The sequence below is a fragment of the Streptomyces sp. NPDC056361 genome (genome assembly GCF_042262805.1).
Lineage (GTDB): Bacteria > Actinomycetota > Actinomycetes > Streptomycetales > Streptomycetaceae > Streptomyces.
This window is the reverse complement of sequence record NZ_JBHJQI010000165.1, coordinates 1-18,639: the sequence shown is the minus strand read 5'-3', so window position 1 is coordinate 18,639 and position 18,639 is coordinate 1. Positions and strand designations below refer to the sequence as shown.

The following is an 18,639-nucleotide window of genomic DNA, read 5'->3' as shown; positions in this document are numbered from 1 at the left end:
CCGTGGCCCCCCCCGCGCTCGCCCCCCCCCCCGCCCGCCCCCGCCCGCCCCGGGGGCCCCCCCCGGGGCCCCCCGGGCCCCCCGCCCCTTCGGCGCGTACGGCGGGTCAGCCGAGCGGGAGGGCGCCGAGCGGCAGGCCGCCGAGGAGGCCGCCGAGCGGGGTGGCGCCGAGGGCGCCGGTCGCGGCACCGAGCGGGGCGTTCTGGGTGGCCTGGCCGGCGGCGGCCGGGAGGGTCTTCACGCCCTGGTCGACACCCTGGCCGAGGGCGCCCTGCCCGGCACCGAGGGACTCGGCGGCGCCGTCGGGGAGCTCGGTGAGGCCGTCACCCAGCGGGACGGCGTTGGTCACCGTGCCCAGCGCGTCGGCGTCGAGCGGCAGGGACGGCGCTGCGGAGGCCGTGCCGGCGGCGGCGACGGCGAAAGCGGCACCGAGGGCGGCGACACCGAGCTTCTTGGCGGCAGACTGCTTCATCTGAAAATCTTCCTTGGGGAATCCGGGGGCTTCCGGGAAAGCCGGGCGGGGAAATCCTGGGAATGCAGAGCGACTCTGCAACCTAACCAGCGATCAACTCCTCCGCAAACACCGGAAAGCGGCCGGGTGTCGCGCCGCCCCGGCCGCTTCCTGTTCCCCGACGGGATGCCGATCAGCCCTCTGCGGGGGAAGATCCGCTGGTCGTGGCGGTCTGCTGGAACAGCCATTCGGACTTCAGCTCGGCGTATCCGGGCTTGATGACCTCATTGATCATGGCCAGGCGTTCATCGAAAGGAATGAACGCTGATTTCATCGCATTGACCGTGAACCACTGCATGTCGTCGAGCGTGTAATCGAATGCCTCGTTCAGCAGCTCGAATTCACGGCTCATGGTCGTGCCGCTCATCAGGCGGTTGTCGGTGTTGACCGTGGCCCGGAAGTGAAGGGTGCGGAGCAGGCCGATGGGGTGCTCGGCGAACGAGGCGGCCGCGCCGGTCTGGAGGTTGGACGAGGGGCACATCTCCAGCGGGATGCGCTTGTCGCGGACGTAGGCGGCCAGGCGGCCGAGGCTGACCGAGCCGTCGTCGGCGACCTCGATGTCGTCGATGATCCGGACGCCGTGTCCGAGCCGGTCGGCGCCGCACCACTGGAGCGCCTGCCAGATGGAGGGCAGCCCGAAGGCCTCGCCGGCGTGGATGGTGAAGTGGTTGTTCTCCCGCTTGAGGTACTCGAAGGCGTCGAGGTGGCGGGTGGGCGGGTAGCCGGCCTCGGCGCCCGCGATGTCGAAGCCGACGACGCCGGAGTCGCGGTAGCGGTTGGCGAGTTCGGCGATCTCCAGGGCGCGGGCCGCGTGCCGCATGGCGGTGAGCAGGGCGCCGATCCGGATGCGGTACCCGTCGGCCCTGGCCTGCCGCTCGCCTTCCCGGAAGCCCTCGTTGACGGCCTCGACGACCTCTTCGAGGGTGAGGCCGCCCTCCAGGTGCTGCTCGGGGGCGTAGCGCACCTCCGCGTAGACGACGCCGTCCTCGGCGAGGTCGACGGCGCACTCGGCGGCGACGCGGACGAGGGCCGCCCTGGTCTGCATGACGGCGCAGGTGTGCGCGAAGGTCTCCAGGTAGCGCTCCAGGGAGCCGGAGTCGGCGGCCTCGCGGAACCAGATGCCGAGCTTGTCGGGCTCCGTCTCGGGGAGCTGGTCGTAGCCCTGCTCCCGGGCGAGTTCGATGATCGTGCCGGGGCGCAGTCCGCCGTCGAGGTGGTCGTGGAGCAGCACCTTCGGGGCACGGCGGATCTGGTCCGCGGTGGGGACGTTGGGGGTCTGGCTCGTCATTTCCGCACTGTAGCCCCTACGCGCGTAGAGCGCGCCCCGTCGCGCCGCGCGGGTGCACCGGTTTTTCCCCGTGCGGGGCGGACGGCCGAACGCCTAGCCTGCGCGCATGACTTCCTCGGCGCCTTCCTCCGAACTGGGCCGCGTCCGCGGCTTCCTGTCGGCCTTCCACCGCCGGCAGGCGGCCCGCACGGTCGACTTTCCGGGTGGTTTCGCGGCTCTCGACGACGCGTACCGGCTGTCCCGGGGCAACAACCACCTGCTGGTGGACGGCTCCGTCGCACCGGAGGCGCTGCCCGGGCACGCGGAGGAGGCCATGGGCCACCTCCCGTACCGTCACGCGTACGTCCTCGACGAGACGGTCGCCGCCGCCTGCCGGGAGCCGATGGAGCGGGCCGGGTTCCGGCACTCCACCTCGCTGGCCATGACCCACACCGGTCCGGTGCCGGAGCACGGCGGGGCGCGGGAGGTGGGCCTGGACGAGCTGCGCGGCCCGGCCACCGCGTCCTGGGACCGGTTCGCGCCCGGGGCGGCGGCGGAGCAGGTGCGCGACATGGTGGAGCGGCGGGCGGCCCGGCTGCGCGGCGCCGACGACGTCCGCTTCTTCGCCGCGCACACCCCGGCAGGCGAGGTGGCCGCCTGGGTCGACCTGTACGCGGATCCGTCGACGGGGGTCGCGCAGATCGAGGACCTGGTGACGGCGGAGGCTCACCTCGGGCGGGGGTACGCCGGGGTGGTGCTGGACACGGCGCTGCACGAGGCGGCGGCCGCGGGTTGCGCCCTGCGCTTCCTGACGGCGCGCCCGGCGGACTGGCCGCACCGCTGGTACGGGCGGAAGGGCTTCGAGGTCGTCGGCACCCTGACCCGATTCGAACGGGTATAGGGGCAAAGGCCGTTCGGTCTGCGGACGATACGTAACAGAGACCGCGCGTACCACTGGTGTACACCTCCGCTTCTGAGACTGTTCTGCCATGGCGCACTACGCACTCGTGGGACCGACCGAGACCCGGAGACCCCGGCTCGGGCGGCCTGTTGGAGGTTCCCGGACGTCGGCGGCGGTGGGCGGCGTGGTGCTGCTCCTGCCGGACGGTGAGCCGGTGTCGAGACGGCGCGCCTCCGCGCGGGCGCACGCGGCGATGCTGCCGCTCGGGCGCGGGCTGGTGCGGGCGGGCCGGGCGGAGGGGCTCGTGGCGCACGTGGTGCGCTACCGGGGGCGCGGCTGGAACGGCACCGACGCGGAGCTCGCGGCGGACGCGTCCTGGGCGGTCGCGGAGGCCGTGCGGCGCTACGGGGACGTCCCGGTCGGCCTCGTCGGGCACGGGCTCGGCGGGCGCGCGGCGCTGCGCGCGGCCGGGCACGACGCGGTCGGCGCGGTCCTCGCCCTGGCCCCGTGGCTGCCGGAGGACGACGTGGCCGCGGAGCCCGAGCCGGTGCGGCAGCTGGTGGGGCGCCGGGTGCTGGTCGTGCACGGCACGAACGACGCCAGGACGGACCCGGAGCTGTCGTTCCGTTTCGCCGAGCGGGCGAAGAAGGCCAACCGCGACACCTGCCGCTTCGAGGTCCACTCGGACGGGCACGCGCTGCGCCAGTACGCGGACGAGGTCCGCAACCTCGCCGCCGACTTCCTCCTCGGCACCCTCTTCACCCGGCCCTACGCCCGCCCGGTGACGGACGCGATGGCGGCGCCCCCGCCGCTGGGCCTGCGCATGCCCCTGGCCGCGGGCTTCGGCGGTTCCCGCCGGCGGTGAGGCACCGGGAGGACGGTTTCACCCCGGCGGTGAGGCTCCGGGGAGGACGGTTCACCCCGGCGGTGAGGCTCCGGGGAGGACGGTTCACCCCGGCGGTGAGGGTTCCTTCGGGAGGAGGTGGCCGCGGCGGCCGAGGAGGAACTTCTTGAAGGCGGCCACGGGGGCGGTGTCCGGGTGGCCGTCGAGCCAGGCGACGCCGATCTCGCGGACCGCGCGCGGGGCGGTGACGGTCAGTTCGACGACGCCGGGGCGGGGCACGGCGGGCGGGGGCAGCAGGGCGACGCCGAGGCCCGCGGCGACCAGGCCGCGGAGGGTCTCGGCCTCCTCGCCCTCGAAGGCGATCCGGGGCTTGAAGCCGGCCTCCGCGCACAGGTCGTCGGTGATGCGGCGGAGCCCGTATCCCGGCTCCAGGGTCACGAACGTCTCGTCCGCGGCCTCGGCGAGGCGGACGCGGCGGCGGCCCGCGAGCCGGTGGTCGTCGGGGACGACGAGCCGGAGCCGCTGCTCGTCGAGGCGCCGGGCGACCAGGTCGGGGGCGTCCGGCACGGGGGACGTGAGGCAGAGGTCGAGGTCGCCGGCCCGGAGCCGTTCGATCATCGCCTCGCCGTAGTTCTGGACGAGGGTGAAGCGGATGCCGGGGTGGTCGACGCGGAAGGCGCGGATGAGACCGGGGACGGTCTCGGAGCCCATGGTGTGCAGGAAGCCGAAGGCGACCCGTCCGGCGGTGGGGTCGGCGTCGGCCCGTACGGTGTCGGCGGCCCGCTCCACCTCGGCGAGGGCGCGCTCGGCGGCGGTGAGGAAGCGGCGGCCGGCCGGGGTCAGCGAGACCGTGCGGCCGCGGCGGGCGAAGAGGGAGACGCCGAGGTCCTGTTCGAGCCGGACCATGGCCCGCGAGAGCGTCGACTGCGGCACGCCCATCTCGGCCGCCGCGCGGGTCACGTGCTCGTGGCGGGCGACGGCGGCGAAGTAGGCGAGCCGGGGTGCGAGGAGCAGTCCCATGTCTTCTTCGTTACTGTTCGGTGACAGGCGAGGCTGTGACCTGTACTCATGCGCCATGGGAACGATTACAGCAGTTCCGTGCATTGGACGCATGAAGCGGGGCGTCCTACGTTCGAGGCATGCCTCCTGCCAGTACCAAGGCGGCCGCCACCAGCGCGTCCGCCGACACCCGCCTCTCCCCCGGTGCCCCCGGCTACCGCCGGCTGAGCCTCGCGCTCTTCGCCGCGGGACTGGCCACCTTCGCCCTCCTCTACTCCACGCAGGCCCTCCTCCCGGCCATCTCGGCCGAGTTCGGCGCCACCGCCTCGGCCGCCTCCTGGACGGTCTCCGCCGCCACCGGCGCCCTCGCCCTGTGCGTGCTCCCGCTCAGCGCCCTCTCGGAGCGGTTCGGCCGGCGGGCGATGATGACCGCCTCCCTGACGGTCGCGGTCGCCGTCGCGCTCCTGGTGCCGCTCGCCCCGAACCTGGAGTCCCTGATCGTGCTCCGCGCGCTCCAGGGCGCGGCGCTCGCCGGGCTCCCGGCCTCCGCGATGGCGTACCTGGCCGAGGAGGTGCGGCCCAAGGCGCTGGTCGCCGCGATCGGCCTGTTCGTGGCGGGCAACTCGATCGGCGGCATGAGCGGCCGCCTGGTGACCGGCTGGGTCGCCCAGCTGTGGGGCTGGCGGGCGGGTCTGGCCGCCGTCGGCCTGACCTCGCTGCTCTGCGCGCTCGTCTTCCGGGCGCTGCTCCCTAAGGCGCGGCACTTCACCCCGGGCACGCTGAACCCGAAGGCGCTGGCGAGCACCGTGCGCGGGCACCTGTCCGACCCGCTGCTGGTGCGCCTGTACGTGATCGGCGCGCTGTTCATGACGGTCTTCGGCGCGGTGTACACGGTGATCGGCTACCGGCTCGTCGAGGCCCCGTTCTCGCTGCCGCAGGGCGTGATCGGCTCGATCTTCCTGGTCTACCTGGTCGGCACGGTCTCCTCCGCCGCCGCCGGCAAGCTGGTCGGGCGGCTCGGCCGGCGCGGGGCGCTCTACCTGGCGGTCTCCACCACCGCCGCGGGTCTGCTGCTGTCGCTCGCCGACTCCCTGGCGGCGGTCCTGGCGGGCCTGGTCCTGATCACGGCCGGCTTCTTCGCGGGCCACGCGGTCGCCTCCTCCTCGGTGAGCCGTACGGCGAAGACGGGCCGCGCGCAGGCCTCGGCGCTCTACCAGTCCGCGTACTACCTCGGCAGCAGCGCGGGCGGCACGCTCGGCGCCGTCGCCTTCCACGCGGGCGGTTGGGCGGGCACCGTCCTGATCGGTCTGGTCGCGGTCCTCGGCGTCGTCTCGGTGACGCTGTACGGCAGCCTCAGCGCCCGTACGCAGGCGCGGCGGCTCCAGCTCGCCGCGTCCTGACCCTCCCCCCGCGTCCCTGCAACTGACAGACTCTGCCACGCGTCCTGACCCATAGGACTCAAGGGGGAGTTGACGATCATGAACCGGATCATGCATCGAATAGGGAAGAGGGCGGGAATCACCGTCGGCCTCACCGCGCTCGTGGTGCCGATGACGATCGCGCTCGGTGCGGCCCCGGCGCAGGCGGCGTCCTGCAACGTGACGACGGGGCCGTACCAGAAGCAGGTGGAGAAGTTCCTCGGCCGGACGGTCGACGGCCGCCAGTCGCTCGGCGACTGTCAGGCCATCCAGGCCTTCCAGCGCAAGCACGGCATCACCCCGACCATGGGGTACGCGGGGACGATCACCTGGCGCACGATGAACACGATGCTCCAGCAGAAGGCCGCCGGCACCAACCCCAACCGCTCGGGCGCCTGCCCGACGAACCGGGGCCGGATCGCCTGCGTCGACCTGACGCGCCAGCTCAGCTGGATCCAGGACGGGGCGCGGCTGAAGTACGGCCCGGTGCCGGTGCGCACCGGCCGGGACGGCGCCGAGACCCGCACCGGCTCCAAGAAGATCTACTGGCGGAACATCAACCACTGGTCGACGCTCTACCACGTCTCCATGCCGTACTCGCAGTTCTTCGACCGCGGCCAGGCCTTCCACTCGACCACCAAGTCCATGTGGAACCCGCCGGGTTCGGGCGGCTGCGTCAACATGCGGCCGGCCGACGCGAAGGCGTACTGGAACCTCCTCAGGAACGGCGACGACGTCTTCGTCTACGGCCGCAAGCCGGGAACCTGACCCCGGCTGTCAGTCGCCTGCGGTAGCTTCCCTCTCACCGGCCCCGGACGGGGCCGGTGAGGGGTGAGTGGGGTGTGGACCCGATGAGCGATACCGCGGTCGCGACGACCGAGGAACTCGACAAGTACCGCAGGGAGCTGACCGGTTACTGCTACCGGATGCTCGGATCCTCCTTCGAGGCGGAGGACGCGGTGCAGGACACGATGGTCCGGGCCTGGAAGGCCATCGACTCGTTCGAGGGCCGCTCCTCGCTGCGGTCCTGGCTGTACCGGATCGCGACCAACGTCTGCCTGGACGCGCTGAACGCGGGCAACAAGCGGGCGCGGCCGATGGACCTCACCTCCCCGACGCCGGTGGCGCAGGCGCAGCTCGTCAAGCAGCCGGAGATCACCTGGCTGGAGCCGGTCCCGGACGGGCGGGTGCTGCCCTCGGTCGCCGACCCGGCGGAGACCGCCGTGCACCGGGAGACCGTGCGGCTCGCGTTCGTGGCCGCGCTCCAGCACCTGCCGCCGAAGCAGCGTGCGGTCCTCATCCTCCGCGAGGTGCTCGCCTGGAAGGCGAGCGAGGTCGCCGAACTCCTCGACACCTCCGTCGCCTCGGTCAACAGCGCCCTCCAGCGGGCCCGCGCGACCCTGGCCGAGCAGTCGCCCGCCGCCTCCGACGCGGCGAACCCGCTGGACGAGGAGCAGAAGGCGCTCCTGGAGCGGTACGTCGCCGCCTTCGAGGGCTACGACATGAAGGCGCTCACCGCGCTCCTCCACGAGGACGCGACCATGTCCATGCCGCCGTACGACCTGTGGCTCCAGGGCCACGACGACATCGTCGGCTGGATGCTGGGCGTCGGCGAGGTCTGCTCCGGCTCGAAGCTGGTGCCGACCGTGGCCAACGGCTCCCCCGCCTTCGCCCAGTACCACCCGGACCCGGCGGGCGGCTTCGGCCCCTGGGCGCTCATCGTCCTGGAGCTCCGCGACGGCAAGGTCGCCGGCATGGACTTCTTCCTGGACACCGAGCGCTGGTTCCCGCTCTTCGACCTGCCCGCGCGGCTGGACGGCTAGGCCGTCTCTTTCGGATCAGGCCGGATCAGGGAGCGGCGTCCGGTGCGTGCGATCGCAAGGCGGAGGAGGGAGTCCATGCGGAGCATCGACGACCGACGACAACGCGGCGAGCGTGCGTGCCGGACACCGCGAGCCCGGCAAGATCCGGAAGAGACGGCCTAGAGGTCCAGGGTCCCGTCGAGGCCCGCCAGGAGGAGCAGGGCCCGCAGCTCGGGTCCTGCTCCGTGGAAGCGGATGCGGTGGCCCCGGCGGCCCGCGGCGAGCTTCAGGCGGGCGAGGGCGTCGACGGCGGCGAGATCGGGGTGTGTGAGCGCGCCGACCTCGCAGACGACCTCACCGGGCGGCGCCGCGCCCAGCTCGGCGCAGAGGACGGCCACCTCGTCCCGGCCGGGACGGGCGGGCAGGGTCACGACGAGCGGTCGACTGGTATCCATGCCCGTACGACCGTCCGGGGGCGCGGAACTCATCGCGGGCCCGGCCTGATCGGCGAGGCACCCCCTAGGCTCTCGATCATGACTCACGAGCCTGTCGAACTGGTGATCTTCGACTGTGACGGCGTCCTGGTGGACAGCGAGCGGATCTACTGCCGCGTGGACCGGGAGGTGTTCGCGTCCCTCGGGGCGGAGTTCACCGAGGCGGAGGTCGCCGACTACTTCGTCGGCTCCTCGCACGAGATGCTCACGGCGATCGTCGAGGAACGCAGGGGACGCCCGCTGGAGCCCGGCTGGCAGGCGCCGTTCAAGCAGCGGTACGAGGACGCGCTGGACGCCGAGCTGACGGCCGTGGAGGGAGTCGCGGACGTCCTGGACGCCTTGGCCGTCCCGTACTGCCTGGCCTCCAACGGCAGCCACCGCGGCATCCGCAAGAACCTGGGCCGCACGGGGCTGCTCGACCGCTTCGAGGGCCGCGTGTTCAGCGCCCGCGACGTCGCCCTCGGCAAGCCCGCCCCTGACCTCTTCCTGCACGCGGCGGCCACGATGGGGGTCCCGCCCGAGCGCTGCGCGGTCGTCGAGGACAGCCCGTACGGCGTCCAGGCCGCCCGCGCGGCCGGCATGCGCGCCTTCGGCTACTGCGGCGGCCTGACCCGCGCGGACCGCCTGACGGGCCCGCGCACGGTCGTCTTCGACGACATGCGCGAGCTGCCGGGGCTGCTGCGGGAGCCGGTGTAGCCGACCTGCCGGCTCCCGTCGCGCGGCGGTGTCAGGCGATGCGGTCCAGGACGATCGGGTTCGCCGTGAAGGAGGTGCCGGGGGCGGCGATGTCCCAGGCGCCCTCCAGGGAGCCCAGGGCGTAGTCGAACTTCTCCGGCGTGTCCGTGTGGAGGGTGAGCAGCGGCTGGCCCGCGGTCACCGTGTCGCCGGGCTTGGCGTGCAGCTCGACGCCGGCGCCCGCCTGCACCGGGTCCTCCTTGCGGGCGCGGCCGGCGCCGAGGCGCCAGGCGGCGATGCCGATGTCGTAGGCGTCCAGACGGGTGAGGACGCCGGTCGACGGGGCGGTGACGACGTGCTGCTCGCGGGCGACCGGGAGGGTGGCGTCCGGGTCGCCGCCCTGGGCGGAGATCATCCGGCGCCAGACGTCCATCGCGGAGCCGTCGGCGAGGGCCTTGGCGGGGTCGGCGTCCTTGATGCCGGCCGCGTCGAGCATCTCGCGGGCGAGCGCGATGGTCAGCTCGACGACGTCGGAGGGGCCGCCGCCGGCGAGGACCTCGACGGACTCGCGGACCTCCAGGGCGTTGCCCGCGGTGAGGCCGAGCGGGGTCGCCATGTCGGTGAGGAGGGCGACCGTCTTCACGCCGCTGTCGGTGCCGAGCGCGACCATGGTGGAGGCGAGCTCGCGGGCGTCCTCGATGTTCTTCATGAACGCGCCGGTGCCGACCTTGACGTCCAGGACGAGCGAGCCGGTGCCCTCGGCGATCTTCTTGGACATGATCGAGGAGGCGATCAGCGGGATGGCCTCGACGGTGCCGGTGACGTCGCGGAGCGCGTACAGCTTCTTGTCGGCGGGGGCGAGGCCGTCGCCGGCGGCGCAGATGACCGCGCCGGTGGTGTCGAGGACGTGCAGCATCTCCTCGTTGGAGAGCAGGGCGCGCCAGCCGGGGATGGACTCCAGCTTGTCGAGGGTGCCGCCGGTGTGGCCGAGGCCGCGGCCGGAGAGCTGCGGCACGGCCGCGCCGCAGGCGGCGACGAGCGGGGCGAGCGGGAGGGTGATCTTGTCGCCGACGCCGCCGGTGGAGTGCTTGTCGGCGGTCGGGCGGGAGAGCGCGTCGAAGTTCATCCGCTCGCCGCTGGCGATCATCGCGGCGGTCCAGCGGGCGATCTCCGTGCGGTTCATGCCGTTGAGCAGGATGGCCATGGCCAGGGCGGACATCTGCTCGTCGGCGACCACGCCGCGGGTGTAGGCGTCGATGACCCAGTCGATCTGCTCCGGGCTCAGCTCGCCCTTGTCCCGCTTGGTGCGGATGACGGAGATGACGTCCATGGTGGTGCCTCTTTCTACGCGCATAGAGGGGAAAGGGGGGAGCGACCCTTCCCATCGTGCCGGAAGGGTCGCTCCGAAGTGCTACTTGGCGAGGTGGTCCGGGCCGAAGGCCTGCGGGAGCATCTCGTCGAGGGTCAGGAAGCCCTGCGGCGTCTCCAGGACGAGCTCGGGGCCGCCGAACTCGTACAGGAGCTGGCGGCAGCGGCCGCACGGGACCAGGCAGTCGCCCCGGCCGTCCACGCAGACGAAGTGGGTCAGCCGGCCGCCGCCGGTCGCCTGGAGCTGGGAGACGAGCCCGCACTCGGCGCAGAGGCCGAGCCCGAAGGAGGCGTTCTCCACGTTGCAGCCGGAGATCACCCGCCCGTCGTCCGTGAGGGCCGCCGCGCCGACCGGGTAGCCCGAGTACGGGGCGTACGCGTGGGACATCGCCTCGCGGGCGGTCTCCCGGAGCAGGTCCCAGTCGGGCGCCGTCGTCACTTGCCCTCGCCCTTGCGGTACGGCAGGCCGTCCGCCTTCGGCATCCGCAGGCGCTGCGCCGAGAGGGCGAGCACGAGCAGGGTGGTGATGTACGGGGCGGCATCGACGAACTGGCTCGGGACCTCGTCGGTCAGGAAGTACCAGAGGAAGAAGGCCGCGGAGAACGCCGCGGAGATGGCCGCGACCACGTACTTCTTCCTGTACAGCTGCCAGAGGGCGGCGATCACCAGGAGCAGCGCGACGAGCAGCAGCAGCGCGTGGACGTTCTCGGCGCCGCCGCGCAGCTTGAGGCTGTCGGTGAAGCCGAAGAGACCGGCGCCGAGCGCCATGCCGCCGGGCATCCAGTTGCCGAAGATCATCGCGGCGAGGCCGATGTAGCCGCGGCCGCCGGTCTGGCCCTCCTGGTAGATGCCGGTGGAGACGATCGCGAGGAACGCGCCGCCGAGGCCGGCGAGGCCGCCGGAGACGACGACGGCGATGTACTTGTACTTGTAGACGTTGACGCCCAGGGACTCGGCCGCGACCGGGTTCTCACCGCAGGAGCGCAGCCGCAGGCCGAAGGCCGTGCGCCAGAGGATCCACCAGGTGGCCGGGATGAGCAGGGCGGCCACGATCGTCAGCAGCGACAGGTGGGTGACCAGGCCGCCGAGGATGCCGGCGACGTCCGAGATCAGGAACCAGTGCTTCTGCTGGAGGTCCATCAGCCAGTCCGACAGTCCTGGGATGGTGATGTCGGTGATCGGGTCGATGCGCGGGGACTGCTTGGAGGAGCCGCCCTCGGCCTTGTCGAAGGTGAAGTTCGACAGGTACTGGGTGAAGCCGACCGCCAGGATGTTGATCGCCACACCGGAGACGATGTGGTTCACGTTGAACGTGACGGTGATGATCGCGTGCAGGAGGCCGCCGAGCGCGCCGCCGAGGATGCCGACGACGACGCCGGTCCACGGGCCCCACTGGTAGCCGGCCCAGGCGCCGAACCAGGTGCCGAGCACCATCATGCCTTCGAGGCCGATGTTGACGACGCCCGCGCGCTCGGCCCACAGGCCGCCGAGACCGGCCATGGCGATCGGCACGGCGAGCTGGAGCGCGCCGGAGATCTGGCCGACGGAGGTGAGGTCGTCGGCGCCGGAGACGACGCGGACGAGCGAGAAGAGGACGAGGCCGGCCGCGACGATCAGCAGGATCCAGGGCCAGGTCAGCTTGCGGCGTCCGGCCTTCTTGGGCGCGGCGCTCGGCTTGGCGACAGTGCCGGTGCTCATGCCGAGACCTCCTTGTCGGTCTTGATGGCGCCGCCGGCGGCGAGCTCCTCGCCGACCTTCTGCTGCTGGCGGCGGGTGCCGTAACGGCGGACGAGCTCGTAGGAGACGACCACGGCGATCACGATGATGCCCTGCATGATCTGGGTGATCTCCTTCGGGTAACCCGCGACGTCGAGGTTCGAGGACGCCTTGTCGAGGAACGCGAAGAGGAGGGCCGAGAAGAGGATGCCGACCGGGTGGTTGCGGCCGAGCAGGGCGACGGTGATGGCGGTGAAGCCGACGTTGACCGGGAAGGCCAGGCTGTACGTGTGCGACTCGCCGAGCAGGATCGGCATGCCGGCCAGACCGGCGAGGCCACCCGAGATCAGCATCGCGGTGAGGATCATCTTCTTGGCGTCGACGCCGCTGGCCTGGGCCGCGGACTCGCTCTCACCGGTGGCGCGCAGGTCGAAGCCGAAGCGGGTGCGGTTGAGGACGAACCAGTAGACGACGCCGAGCGCGAGCGCGACGAAGGTGAAGCCGTAGATCTGGCCGCCCTCGGCCATGTCGATGCCGGGGAACCAGCCGGACTCGGCGATCTGACCGGTGGTGAGGTCGTTGGAGCCGGCGGGCTGGACGCCGAAGTTCTTGGGCAGGATGAGCCAGGCCACCAGGGAGGTGGTGATGGCGTTGAGCATGATCGTGGAGACGACCTCGGAGACGCCCCGGGTGGTCTTCAGGATGCCCGCGATACCGGCCCAGATGGCGCCGGTCGCGATGGCGACGAGCACGATGAGCAGGATGTGCAGCGGACCGGGCAGGTCGACGGCTGCGCCGACCAGGGCCGAGACCATCGCGGCGAGGCGGTACTGGCCCTCGACGCCGATGTTGAAGAGGTTCATCCGGAAGCCGATGGCCACGGCCAGGGCCGCCAGGTAGTAGATCCCGGTCTGGTTGACGATCAGCACCTGGACGTCGGAGAACTCGGCGTTCTCGATCATCAGGCGGATCGGCTCGATCGGGTCGAGGCCCGTCGCGAGCAGCACCAGGACGGTGAGCACGAAGGACGTGACCAGGGCGAGCACGGGGCCGGCGGCCCCGATGATCAGCTTGTCCTTGTCGATCTTCATCATCGGGCGTCACCGTCTTCGGGCTGCTCTTCGGTGCCTTCGAGGCGGCCGGTGGCTGCGCCGGTCATGGCGGAGCCCAGCTGCTCGGGCGTGATGGTGGCGGGGTCGGCGTCGGCGACCAGCTTGCCGCGGTACATGACCCGGAGGGTGTCGGAGAGGCCGATCAGCTCGTCGAGGTCGGCGGAGATCAGCAGCACCGCGAGGCCCTCGCGGCGGGCGTCCCGGATCGCGTCCCAGATCTGCGCCTGCGCGCCGACGTCCACGCCGCGGGTGGGGTGGGCGGCGATCAGGAACTTGGGGTTGTGGCTCATCTCGCGGCCGACGATCAGCTTCTGCTGGTTGCCGCCGGAGAGGGAGGACGCGGTGACGTCGATGCCGGGCGTGCGGACGTCGTACTCGCGCACGATCCGCTCGGTGTCCTTGCGGGCGGCCTTCGGGTCGAGGATGCCGCGCTTGGAGTTGGGGGCCTCGGTGACGTGGCCGAGGATGCGGTTCTCCCAGAGGGGGGCCTCCAGGAGCAGGCCGTGGCGGTGGCGGTCCTCGGGGATGTAGCCGATGCCGCCCTCGCGGCGCTTGCGCACCGAGACCTTGGAGATGTCCACGCCGTCGAGGGTGATGACGCCCGCGTCGGGGCTGGCGATGCCCATCAGGGCCTCGATGAGCTCGGTCTGGCCGTTGCCCTCGACACCGGCGATGCCGAGGATCTCGCCCTTGTGGATGGTGAGCGAGATGTCGTCGAGGAGTTTGCGGCCGGCGGCGACCTCCTCGTGCACGGTGACGGTGACGGACGGGTCGGCCGGGGCGGCGGTGGTCAGCGGGGCGCCGGCGGCGCCGCTCTCCAGCAGCGTCAGGCCTTCGACCTTGAGCATGGCCACGTCGGTGACCGTCGACTCGCGGGTCTCCGGCGAGGGCAGCTCGCTGCCGACCATCAGCTCGGCGAGCTGCTTGGTGGTGGCGGTCTTCGGGTCGGCGGTGCCGACCGTGGTGCCCCGGCGGATGACGGTGATGTCGTCGGCGACCTTCAGGACCTCGCCCAGCTTGTGCGAGATGAAGATGACGGTCAGGCCCTCGGACTTGAGCTCGCGCAGGTTGTCGAAGAGCGCGTCGACCTCCTGCGGGACGAGGACGGCGGTCGGCTCGTCGAGGATGAGGATCTTCGCACCGCGGTAGAGGACCTTGAGGATCTCGACGCGCTGGCGGTCGGCGACGCCGAGGTCCTCGACGAGGGCGTCGGGGCGGACCCCGAGACCGTACGCGTCGGAGATCTCCTTGATCTTCTTCCGGGCCTTGGCGCCGATGCCGTGGAGCTTCTCGCCGCCGAGGACGACGTTCTCCAGGACGGTGAGGTTGTCGGCGAGCATGAAGTGCTGGTGCACCATGCCGATGCCGCGCGCGATGGCGTCACCGGGGCTGGAGAAGGTGACCTGCTCGCCGTCGACGGCGATGGTGCCCTCGTCCGGCTTCTGCATGCCGTAGAGGATCTTCATGAGGGTCGACTTGCCGGCGCCGTTCTCGCCGATGAGGGCGTGCACGGTGCCCTTGCGGACCGTGATGGCGATGTCCTTGTTGGCGACGACGCCGGGGAATCGCTTGGTGATGCCGTGCAGTTCTACGGCAGGGGGGCTGGACGCGTTGATGACGCACTCTCCTTGGCCGGAAGGAGTGGGAGCGGGGAGGGCAGGGCGGGGCGAAGTTATCGTGCCAGGGAGACATCTACACGCGTAGCGCTGCCGAAAAATGAAAACCCGTACGGGAATGGGCCCGGGGCCCGGGATCCGGTGGGGGTGCCACCGGACGCCGGGCCCGGGCTCAGGTCGTGACCTGCTGCTCCTTACGGAGCGGTCTTGACCGTGATCTTGCCGTCGATGATGTCCTTCTTCGCCTTCTCCACGGCGGCGGTGACGTCGGTCATCTTGACGTACGCCGGGTTGGAGTCGGCCAGGCCGACGCCGTCCGTGGCGAGGCCGTAGCGGATCTCACCGGTCTGCGGCTTGCCGTCCTTGACCGACTTGATCACGTTGAAGACGGAGTCGGAGACGTCCTTGGTGACCGAGGTCAGGATGTGGTCCTTGTAGGAGGCCAGACCCGCCTGGTTGTACTGGTCGGAGTCGACGCCGATGGCCCACTTGCCCGCGGTCGCGGCGGCCTCGATGGAGCCCGAACCGGCCAGACCGGCGGCGGCGTAGATCACGTCGGCGCCCTTGTCGAGCTGGCCCTGCGCGGCGGCCTTGCCGAGGTCGGGCTTCGAGAAGCCGTCGAAGTTCGGCGGCTGGGTCAGGTACTGGGTGAGCACCTTCGCCTTGGGGTTGGTGTCCTTGACGCCCTGGGTGAAGCCCGCCTCGAACTTCTTGATCAGCGGAACCTCGACACCGCCGATGAAGCCGACCGTGCCGGTCTTGGAGGCCTTGGCGGCGGCGACGCCGGCCAGGTAGGAGCCCTGCTCCTCGTTGAAGACCAGGTTGGCGATGTTCGGGGCGGTCACCGAGGTGTCGTCGATGAGGCCGAACGTGGTCTTCGGGAAGGCCTTGGAGACCTTCGCGATGGCCGGGGCGTAGGAGAAGCCGACGCCGATGACCGGGTTGTTGCCGGCGCGGGCCAGCGAGGTGAGGCGCGCGACCTTGTCGGCGTCGCTCTCGCCCTGCGACGGCTCGGCCTCGGCGCCCTTGACGCCGAGCTCGCTCTCGGCCTTCTTCAGGCCGGCGTAGGCGGCGTCGTTGAACGACTGGTCGCCACGGCCGCCGATGTCGTAGGCGATGGCGGCCTTGACGGCCTTCGAGTCGGTGGTCGAGCTGGAGGAGCCCGAGTCGTTCGACGACTTGCCACACGCGGTGACGGACAGCGCGAGCGCCGCGGAGGCGATGCCCACGGTCGTGATCCTGGTGATCCGGCGCAAGAGGAGGGTCCCTTCAAGACTGACCGAAAGCGCCTCTTCCGGCGCTGGTTTCGCGGCGATCGTAACGCGCGTAGATGTCAGTTAAAGACCCGTTCATGAGTCGTTATCGGATCGTCGCGAACCGGCCAGCCGAGGCGACCGGGGGCGTTCGGCCCGGTACCGCCGGTTATACAGCCCGGTGAACGCGTTGGGGAGACCCCGTGGGGCCGACACGCCGGGCGGTGGGCCGGACGGCCGAGAGTGCCGTCCGGCCGGATTTCAACGCCTCCGGCGTGGCGTTGATCACCAAGGGGGCGTGTCGATGATCACCGTCGGATCGCTCCTCCGCGCACCGGCCGGCGGGCTCCGACGAGGCCCGGGGGGGTGGCTCCGTCCGGGCGGTGTCCGCGTCCGTGTCGCCGGTCAGGCCTTCGGTGCGCCGTCGAGGAGGGCCGCGGCGGTGAAGAGCTCCACGCCGGCGTCGATGCACCGCTCGTCGACGTCGAAGTCGCCGGCGTGCAGGTCGCGGACGCGGCTGTCGCCGGGGGTGCGGACGCCGAGGCGGGCCATGGCGCCGGGGACGTGCTCCAGGTACCAGGAGAAGTCCTCGCCGCCGAGGCTCTGCTCGGTGTCCTCGATCGCGTGCGGTCCGCGGCGGGCGGCCATGGCGTCGTGGAGCAGTTCGGTGACGGCCGCGTCGTTGACCACCGGGGGGACGCCCCGCACGTAGGTGACGGTCGACTTGGCCCGGTGCAGGGTCGCGACCTCGTCGATGGCCGCGTGCACCAGGTCGGGCGCGTCGCGCCAGGTGGGCAGGTCGAGGCAGCGGACGGTGCCGGAGAGCTCGGCGTGCTGCGGGATGACGTTGGGCGCGTGGCCGGCCTCGATGCGGCCCCAGGTGACCGAGAGCCCGGAGCGGGCGTCGACACGGCGGGCCAGGACGGCGGGCACGTCGGTGGCGACCCGGGCGGCGGCGGTGACGAGGTCGGTGGTGAGGTGCGGGCGGGCGGTGTGGCCGCCGGGGCCGTCGAGGGTGACTTCGAGGCGGTCGCAGGCGGAGGTGATGGGGCCCACCCGGAGCCCGATCTTCCCGGCGTCGACCCGGGGGTCGCAGTGGACGGCGATGATCCGGCCGACGCCGTCCAGGACGCCCGCCTCCACGGCTTCGGCGGCGCCGCCGGGGAGGACCTCCTCGGCCGGCTGGAAGATCAGCCGCACGGCGTTGGGGAGGAGGCCCTGCCGGTCGAGCTCGGCGAGGACCAGACCGGCGCCGAGGACGGTGGTGGTGTGGACGTCGTGTCCGCAGGCGTGGGCGCGGTTGGCCACGGTGGAGCGGTAGGCGACGGTCTTGACGTCGGGGATGGGCAGCGCGTCGAGGTCGGCGCGGATCGCCAGCACGGGTCGGCCGCGGCGCTGGGTGCCGATGTCACAGACGAGCCCCGTGCCGGCCGGGAGGACCTTCGGCGCGAGACCGGCCGCCTCCAGGCGGGCCTTGAGCGCGGCGGTCGTACGGAACTCCTGGTTCCCGAGCTCGGGGTGCATGTGCAAGTCCCTGCGGAAGTCGATCAGTTCGGCGCGCAGGGCTTCGGACAGCGTTCCGGGCAGGGTGACGGAGCCTGGCTCACGGGACTTCAACTGGTTCACCCTTTGAAGGGTAGGCCCGCGAGGAGGTCAACTGCCCGTTGATCACGAAAAGTTCAGCCCGTTAGGGGAAAGAATCTCGGTTTGCCCGGCATGAAGGCCCTTCCATGTGGGTACGCTCAGCCGAATTCGAGCCGGTCGGTGGAGGACACCGCGCGGGGCGTCAGCCGGTCGACCTCGTGGGCGGCCGTGCCCGTCACGACGGACAGGAAGCCCTGGGCGCGCGGTGAGGCGCTCTCCCGCAGCCACTCGGGCGCGATCTCGCACACGGCGACCCTGACCCCCGTACCGGCGAGGGCCAGCGGCAGGGTGTGCACGACCGTGGACGGGAAGCTGACGACCGTGCGCCCGATGGGGCCGCGCCGGGCGATCAGCTCCAGGGGCAGGTCGGGGCGGACCACCTGCAGGCCCGTCTCGACCGCGATCCGGTGCAGCTTCTCGGCGCTCTCCCTGCGGTGCGCGAAGTAGCGGGTGGCGCCGTGGGCGCCCGCCAGCTCGCCCACTACCCGGGCGTAGTGGTCGGCGTCGACCACGCCCGTCTCGACCAGCGAGGTGCCCACCAGGTCGGCGCCGCGGGTGAGCAGGGGCGGGCCGAAGCGGGCCCGGGTCCAGGCGAACGAGTTCTCCGTGACCGTGAGGGCGTCCGGCGCCTCGACGGGCAGCGAGGTGAAGATCTCGACGCTGCGGCCCCGGGCCGGGGCGAGCCGGCGGCGCGCCAGCGAGGTCACCGGGGCGAGCACGAGCTCGCGCGGGCCCAGGTTTCCCTTGCGGTGCCAGCGCACCAGGCGCTCGCCGCGGCCGAGCTGGGCGGCGAACTCCATGGTGGCGGTGCCGTCGTCGACCACCGTGAGGTGGCGGGGGGCGAACAGGGACAGGAGCAGCTGGACGTACCGCGAGAACGGGTCGCCGATGATCACCCGCTCCGCCGAGCGCAGCGGCCCGGCGAGCTCCCGCAGGGTGCGCGCGAGCGACCCGCGGCCGCCGCGCGCCTCCTGCCACCGGACGGTGAGCCCCTCGTCGCGGGCCAGCTGCGCCATCCC

The 18,639-nt window shown here is 72.0% G+C and carries 18 protein-coding genes; 6 read left to right on the top strand and 12 right to left on the bottom strand.

Features of this window, described 5'->3' with window-relative positions; genetic code table 11:
• Nucleotides 1-106 precede the first annotated feature (106 nt).
• The gene (locus ACFCY7_RS34945; protein ID WP_376490097.1) at nucleotides 107-472 is read right to left on the bottom strand and encodes a hypothetical protein; all 366 of its coding nucleotides are present in this window, start codon (nucleotides 470-472) and stop codon (nucleotides 107-109) included.
• Between the two features lie 172 nt (nucleotides 473-644).
• Complete coding sequence (locus ACFCY7_RS34940; protein ID WP_376490096.1) at nucleotides 645-1,799, bottom strand: adenosine deaminase; 1,155 nt, start codon at nucleotides 1,797-1,799, stop codon at nucleotides 645-647.
• 106 nt (nucleotides 1,800-1,905) lie between these two features.
• On the opposite strand from ACFCY7_RS34940, the gene ACFCY7_RS34935 reads away from it, so the two are divergent.
• Both ACFCY7_RS34935 and ACFCY7_RS34930 read left to right on the top strand, forming a co-directional pair.
• Nucleotides 1,906-2,679, top strand: coding sequence for a GNAT family N-acetyltransferase (locus tag ACFCY7_RS34935; RefSeq protein ID WP_376490095.1), 774 nt, complete (start codon nucleotides 1,906-1,908; stop codon nucleotides 2,677-2,679).
• An 88-nt stretch (nucleotides 2,680-2,767) separates the two neighbouring features.
• The gene (locus ACFCY7_RS34930; protein WP_376490094.1) at nucleotides 2,768-3,544 is read left to right on the top strand and encodes an alpha/beta hydrolase; all 777 of its coding nucleotides are present in this window, start codon (nucleotides 2,768-2,770) and stop codon (nucleotides 3,542-3,544) included.
• A gap of 84 nt (nucleotides 3,545-3,628) precedes the next feature.
• Here the strand turns inward: ACFCY7_RS34930 and ACFCY7_RS34925 are convergent, their stop codons facing one another.
• The gene (locus tag ACFCY7_RS34925; protein ID WP_376490093.1) at nucleotides 3,629-4,600 is read right to left on the bottom strand and encodes a LysR family transcriptional regulator; all 972 of its coding nucleotides are present in this window, start codon (nucleotides 4,598-4,600) and stop codon (nucleotides 3,629-3,631) included.
• A gap of 62 nt (nucleotides 4,601-4,662) precedes the next feature.
• Here ACFCY7_RS34925 and ACFCY7_RS34920 point away from each other — a divergent pair, with 62 nt between their 5' ends.
• The 3 genes from ACFCY7_RS34920 to ACFCY7_RS34910 all read left to right on the top strand — a co-directional run bounded on the left by ACFCY7_RS34920 (nucleotide 4,663) and on the right by ACFCY7_RS34910 (nucleotide 7,763).
• On the top strand, nucleotides 4,663-5,922 hold the full coding sequence (locus ACFCY7_RS34920; protein WP_376490092.1) for an MFS transporter: 1,260 nt from the start codon (nucleotides 4,663-4,665) through the stop codon (nucleotides 5,920-5,922).
• Between the two features lie 150 nt (nucleotides 5,923-6,072).
• Nucleotides 6,073-6,708, top strand: coding sequence for a L,D-transpeptidase family protein (locus ACFCY7_RS34915; RefSeq protein WP_376490099.1), 636 nt, complete (start codon nucleotides 6,073-6,075; stop codon nucleotides 6,706-6,708).
• An 83-nt stretch (nucleotides 6,709-6,791) separates the two neighbouring features.
• Nucleotides 6,792-7,763, top strand: a complete 972-nt coding sequence (locus tag ACFCY7_RS34910) for a sigma-70 family RNA polymerase sigma factor (RefSeq protein WP_376490091.1) — start codon at nucleotides 6,792-6,794, stop codon at nucleotides 7,761-7,763.
• A 158-nt stretch (nucleotides 7,764-7,921) separates the two neighbouring features.
• On the opposite strand, the gene ACFCY7_RS34905 is transcribed toward ACFCY7_RS34910, so the two are convergent.
• Entirely contained in the window at nucleotides 7,922-8,197 is a 276-nt protein-coding gene (locus ACFCY7_RS34905; protein ID WP_376490090.1) for an STAS domain-containing protein, read from the bottom strand.
• 78 nt (nucleotides 8,198-8,275) lie between these two features.
• Between ACFCY7_RS34905 and ACFCY7_RS34900 the strand changes: the two genes are divergently transcribed.
• Nucleotides 8,276-8,932, top strand: a complete 657-nt coding sequence (locus ACFCY7_RS34900; protein WP_376490089.1) for an HAD family hydrolase — start codon at nucleotides 8,276-8,278, stop codon at nucleotides 8,930-8,932.
• 31 nt (nucleotides 8,933-8,963) lie between these two features.
• Here the strand turns inward: ACFCY7_RS34900 and ACFCY7_RS34895 are convergent, their stop codons facing one another.
• The 8 genes from ACFCY7_RS34895 to ACFCY7_RS34860 all read right to left on the bottom strand — a co-directional run.
• The gene (locus ACFCY7_RS34895; protein WP_376490088.1) at nucleotides 8,964-10,241 is read right to left on the bottom strand and encodes a thymidine phosphorylase; all 1,278 of its coding nucleotides are present in this window, start codon (nucleotides 10,239-10,241) and stop codon (nucleotides 8,964-8,966) included.
• An 81-nt stretch (nucleotides 10,242-10,322) separates the two neighbouring features.
• Nucleotides 10,323-10,718: a cytidine deaminase gene (locus tag ACFCY7_RS34890; RefSeq protein ID WP_376490087.1), complete on the bottom strand. Its 396-nt coding sequence runs from the start codon at nucleotides 10,716-10,718 to the stop codon at nucleotides 10,323-10,325.
• Nucleotides 10,715-11,977, bottom strand: a complete 1,263-nt coding sequence (locus tag ACFCY7_RS34885) for an ABC transporter permease (protein WP_376490086.1) — start codon at nucleotides 11,975-11,977, stop codon at nucleotides 10,715-10,717. The genes ACFCY7_RS34890 and ACFCY7_RS34885 overlap by 4 nt, the downstream gene beginning before the upstream one ends.
• A complete protein-coding gene (locus ACFCY7_RS34880) occupies nucleotides 11,974-13,089 on the bottom strand; it encodes an ABC transporter permease (protein ID WP_376490085.1) in 1,116 nt (371 codons plus the stop codon). The genes ACFCY7_RS34885 and ACFCY7_RS34880 overlap by 4 nt, the downstream gene beginning before the upstream one ends.
• Nucleotides 13,086-14,723: an ABC transporter ATP-binding protein gene (locus tag ACFCY7_RS34875; RefSeq protein ID WP_376490098.1), complete on the bottom strand. Its 1,638-nt coding sequence runs from the start codon at nucleotides 14,721-14,723 to the stop codon at nucleotides 13,086-13,088. Before ACFCY7_RS34875 ends, ACFCY7_RS34880 begins: the two co-directional genes overlap by 4 nt.
• 194 nt (nucleotides 14,724-14,917) lie before the next feature.
• A complete protein-coding gene (locus ACFCY7_RS34870) occupies nucleotides 14,918-15,979 on the bottom strand; it encodes a BMP family protein (RefSeq protein ID WP_376490084.1) in 1,062 nt (353 codons plus the stop codon).
• Nucleotides 15,980-16,381: 402 nt separating this feature from the next.
• Nucleotides 16,382-17,602, bottom strand: a complete 1,221-nt coding sequence (locus ACFCY7_RS34865; RefSeq protein ID WP_376490083.1) for an amidohydrolase — start codon at nucleotides 17,600-17,602, stop codon at nucleotides 16,382-16,384.
• A gap of 116 nt (nucleotides 17,603-17,718) precedes the next feature.
• A partial coding sequence (locus ACFCY7_RS34860; RefSeq protein ID WP_376490082.1) for a hypothetical protein occupies nucleotides 17,719-18,639 on the bottom strand: 921 nt, incomplete at its 5' end.

Excerpts from the sequence above, each read along its gene's own strand:
- ACFCY7_RS34895 (WP_376490088.1), bottom strand. The coding sequence starts at position 10,241 with ATGGACGTCATCTCCGTCATCCGCACCAAGCGGGACAAGGGCGAGCTG.
- ACFCY7_RS34880 (WP_376490085.1), bottom strand. The coding sequence starts at position 13,089 with ATGATGAAGATCGACAAGGACAAGCTGATCATCGGGGCCGCCGGCCCC.
- ACFCY7_RS34900 (WP_376490089.1), top strand. The coding sequence starts at position 8,276 with ATGACTCACGAGCCTGTCGAACTGGTGATCTTCGACTGTGACGGCGTC.
- ACFCY7_RS34920 (WP_376490092.1), top strand. The coding sequence starts at position 4,663 with ATGCCTCCTGCCAGTACCAAGGCGGCCGCCACCAGCGCGTCCGCCGAC.
- ACFCY7_RS34940 (WP_376490096.1), bottom strand. The coding sequence starts at position 1,799 with ATGACGAGCCAGACCCCCAACGTCCCCACCGCGGACCAGATCCGCCGT.
- ACFCY7_RS34915 (WP_376490099.1), top strand. The coding sequence starts at position 6,073 with ATGACGATCGCGCTCGGTGCGGCCCCGGCGCAGGCGGCGTCCTGCAAC.
- ACFCY7_RS34935 (WP_376490095.1), top strand. The coding sequence starts at position 1,906 with ATGACTTCCTCGGCGCCTTCCTCCGAACTGGGCCGCGTCCGCGGCTTC.
- ACFCY7_RS34930 (WP_376490094.1), top strand. The coding sequence starts at position 2,768 with ATGGCGCACTACGCACTCGTGGGACCGACCGAGACCCGGAGACCCCGG.
- ACFCY7_RS34905 (WP_376490090.1), bottom strand. The coding sequence starts at position 8,197 with ATGGATACCAGTCGACCGCTCGTCGTGACCCTGCCCGCCCGTCCCGGC.
- ACFCY7_RS34885 (WP_376490086.1), bottom strand. The coding sequence starts at position 11,977 with ATGAGCACCGGCACTGTCGCCAAGCCGAGCGCCGCGCCCAAGAAGGCC.
- ACFCY7_RS34910 (WP_376490091.1), top strand. The coding sequence starts at position 6,792 with ATGAGCGATACCGCGGTCGCGACGACCGAGGAACTCGACAAGTACCGC.
- ACFCY7_RS34925 (WP_376490093.1), bottom strand. The coding sequence starts at position 4,600 with ATGGCGCATGAGTACAGGTCACAGCCTCGCCTGTCACCGAACAGTAAC.
- ACFCY7_RS34945 (WP_376490097.1), bottom strand. The coding sequence starts at position 472 with ATGAAGCAGTCTGCCGCCAAGAAGCTCGGTGTCGCCGCCCTCGGTGCC.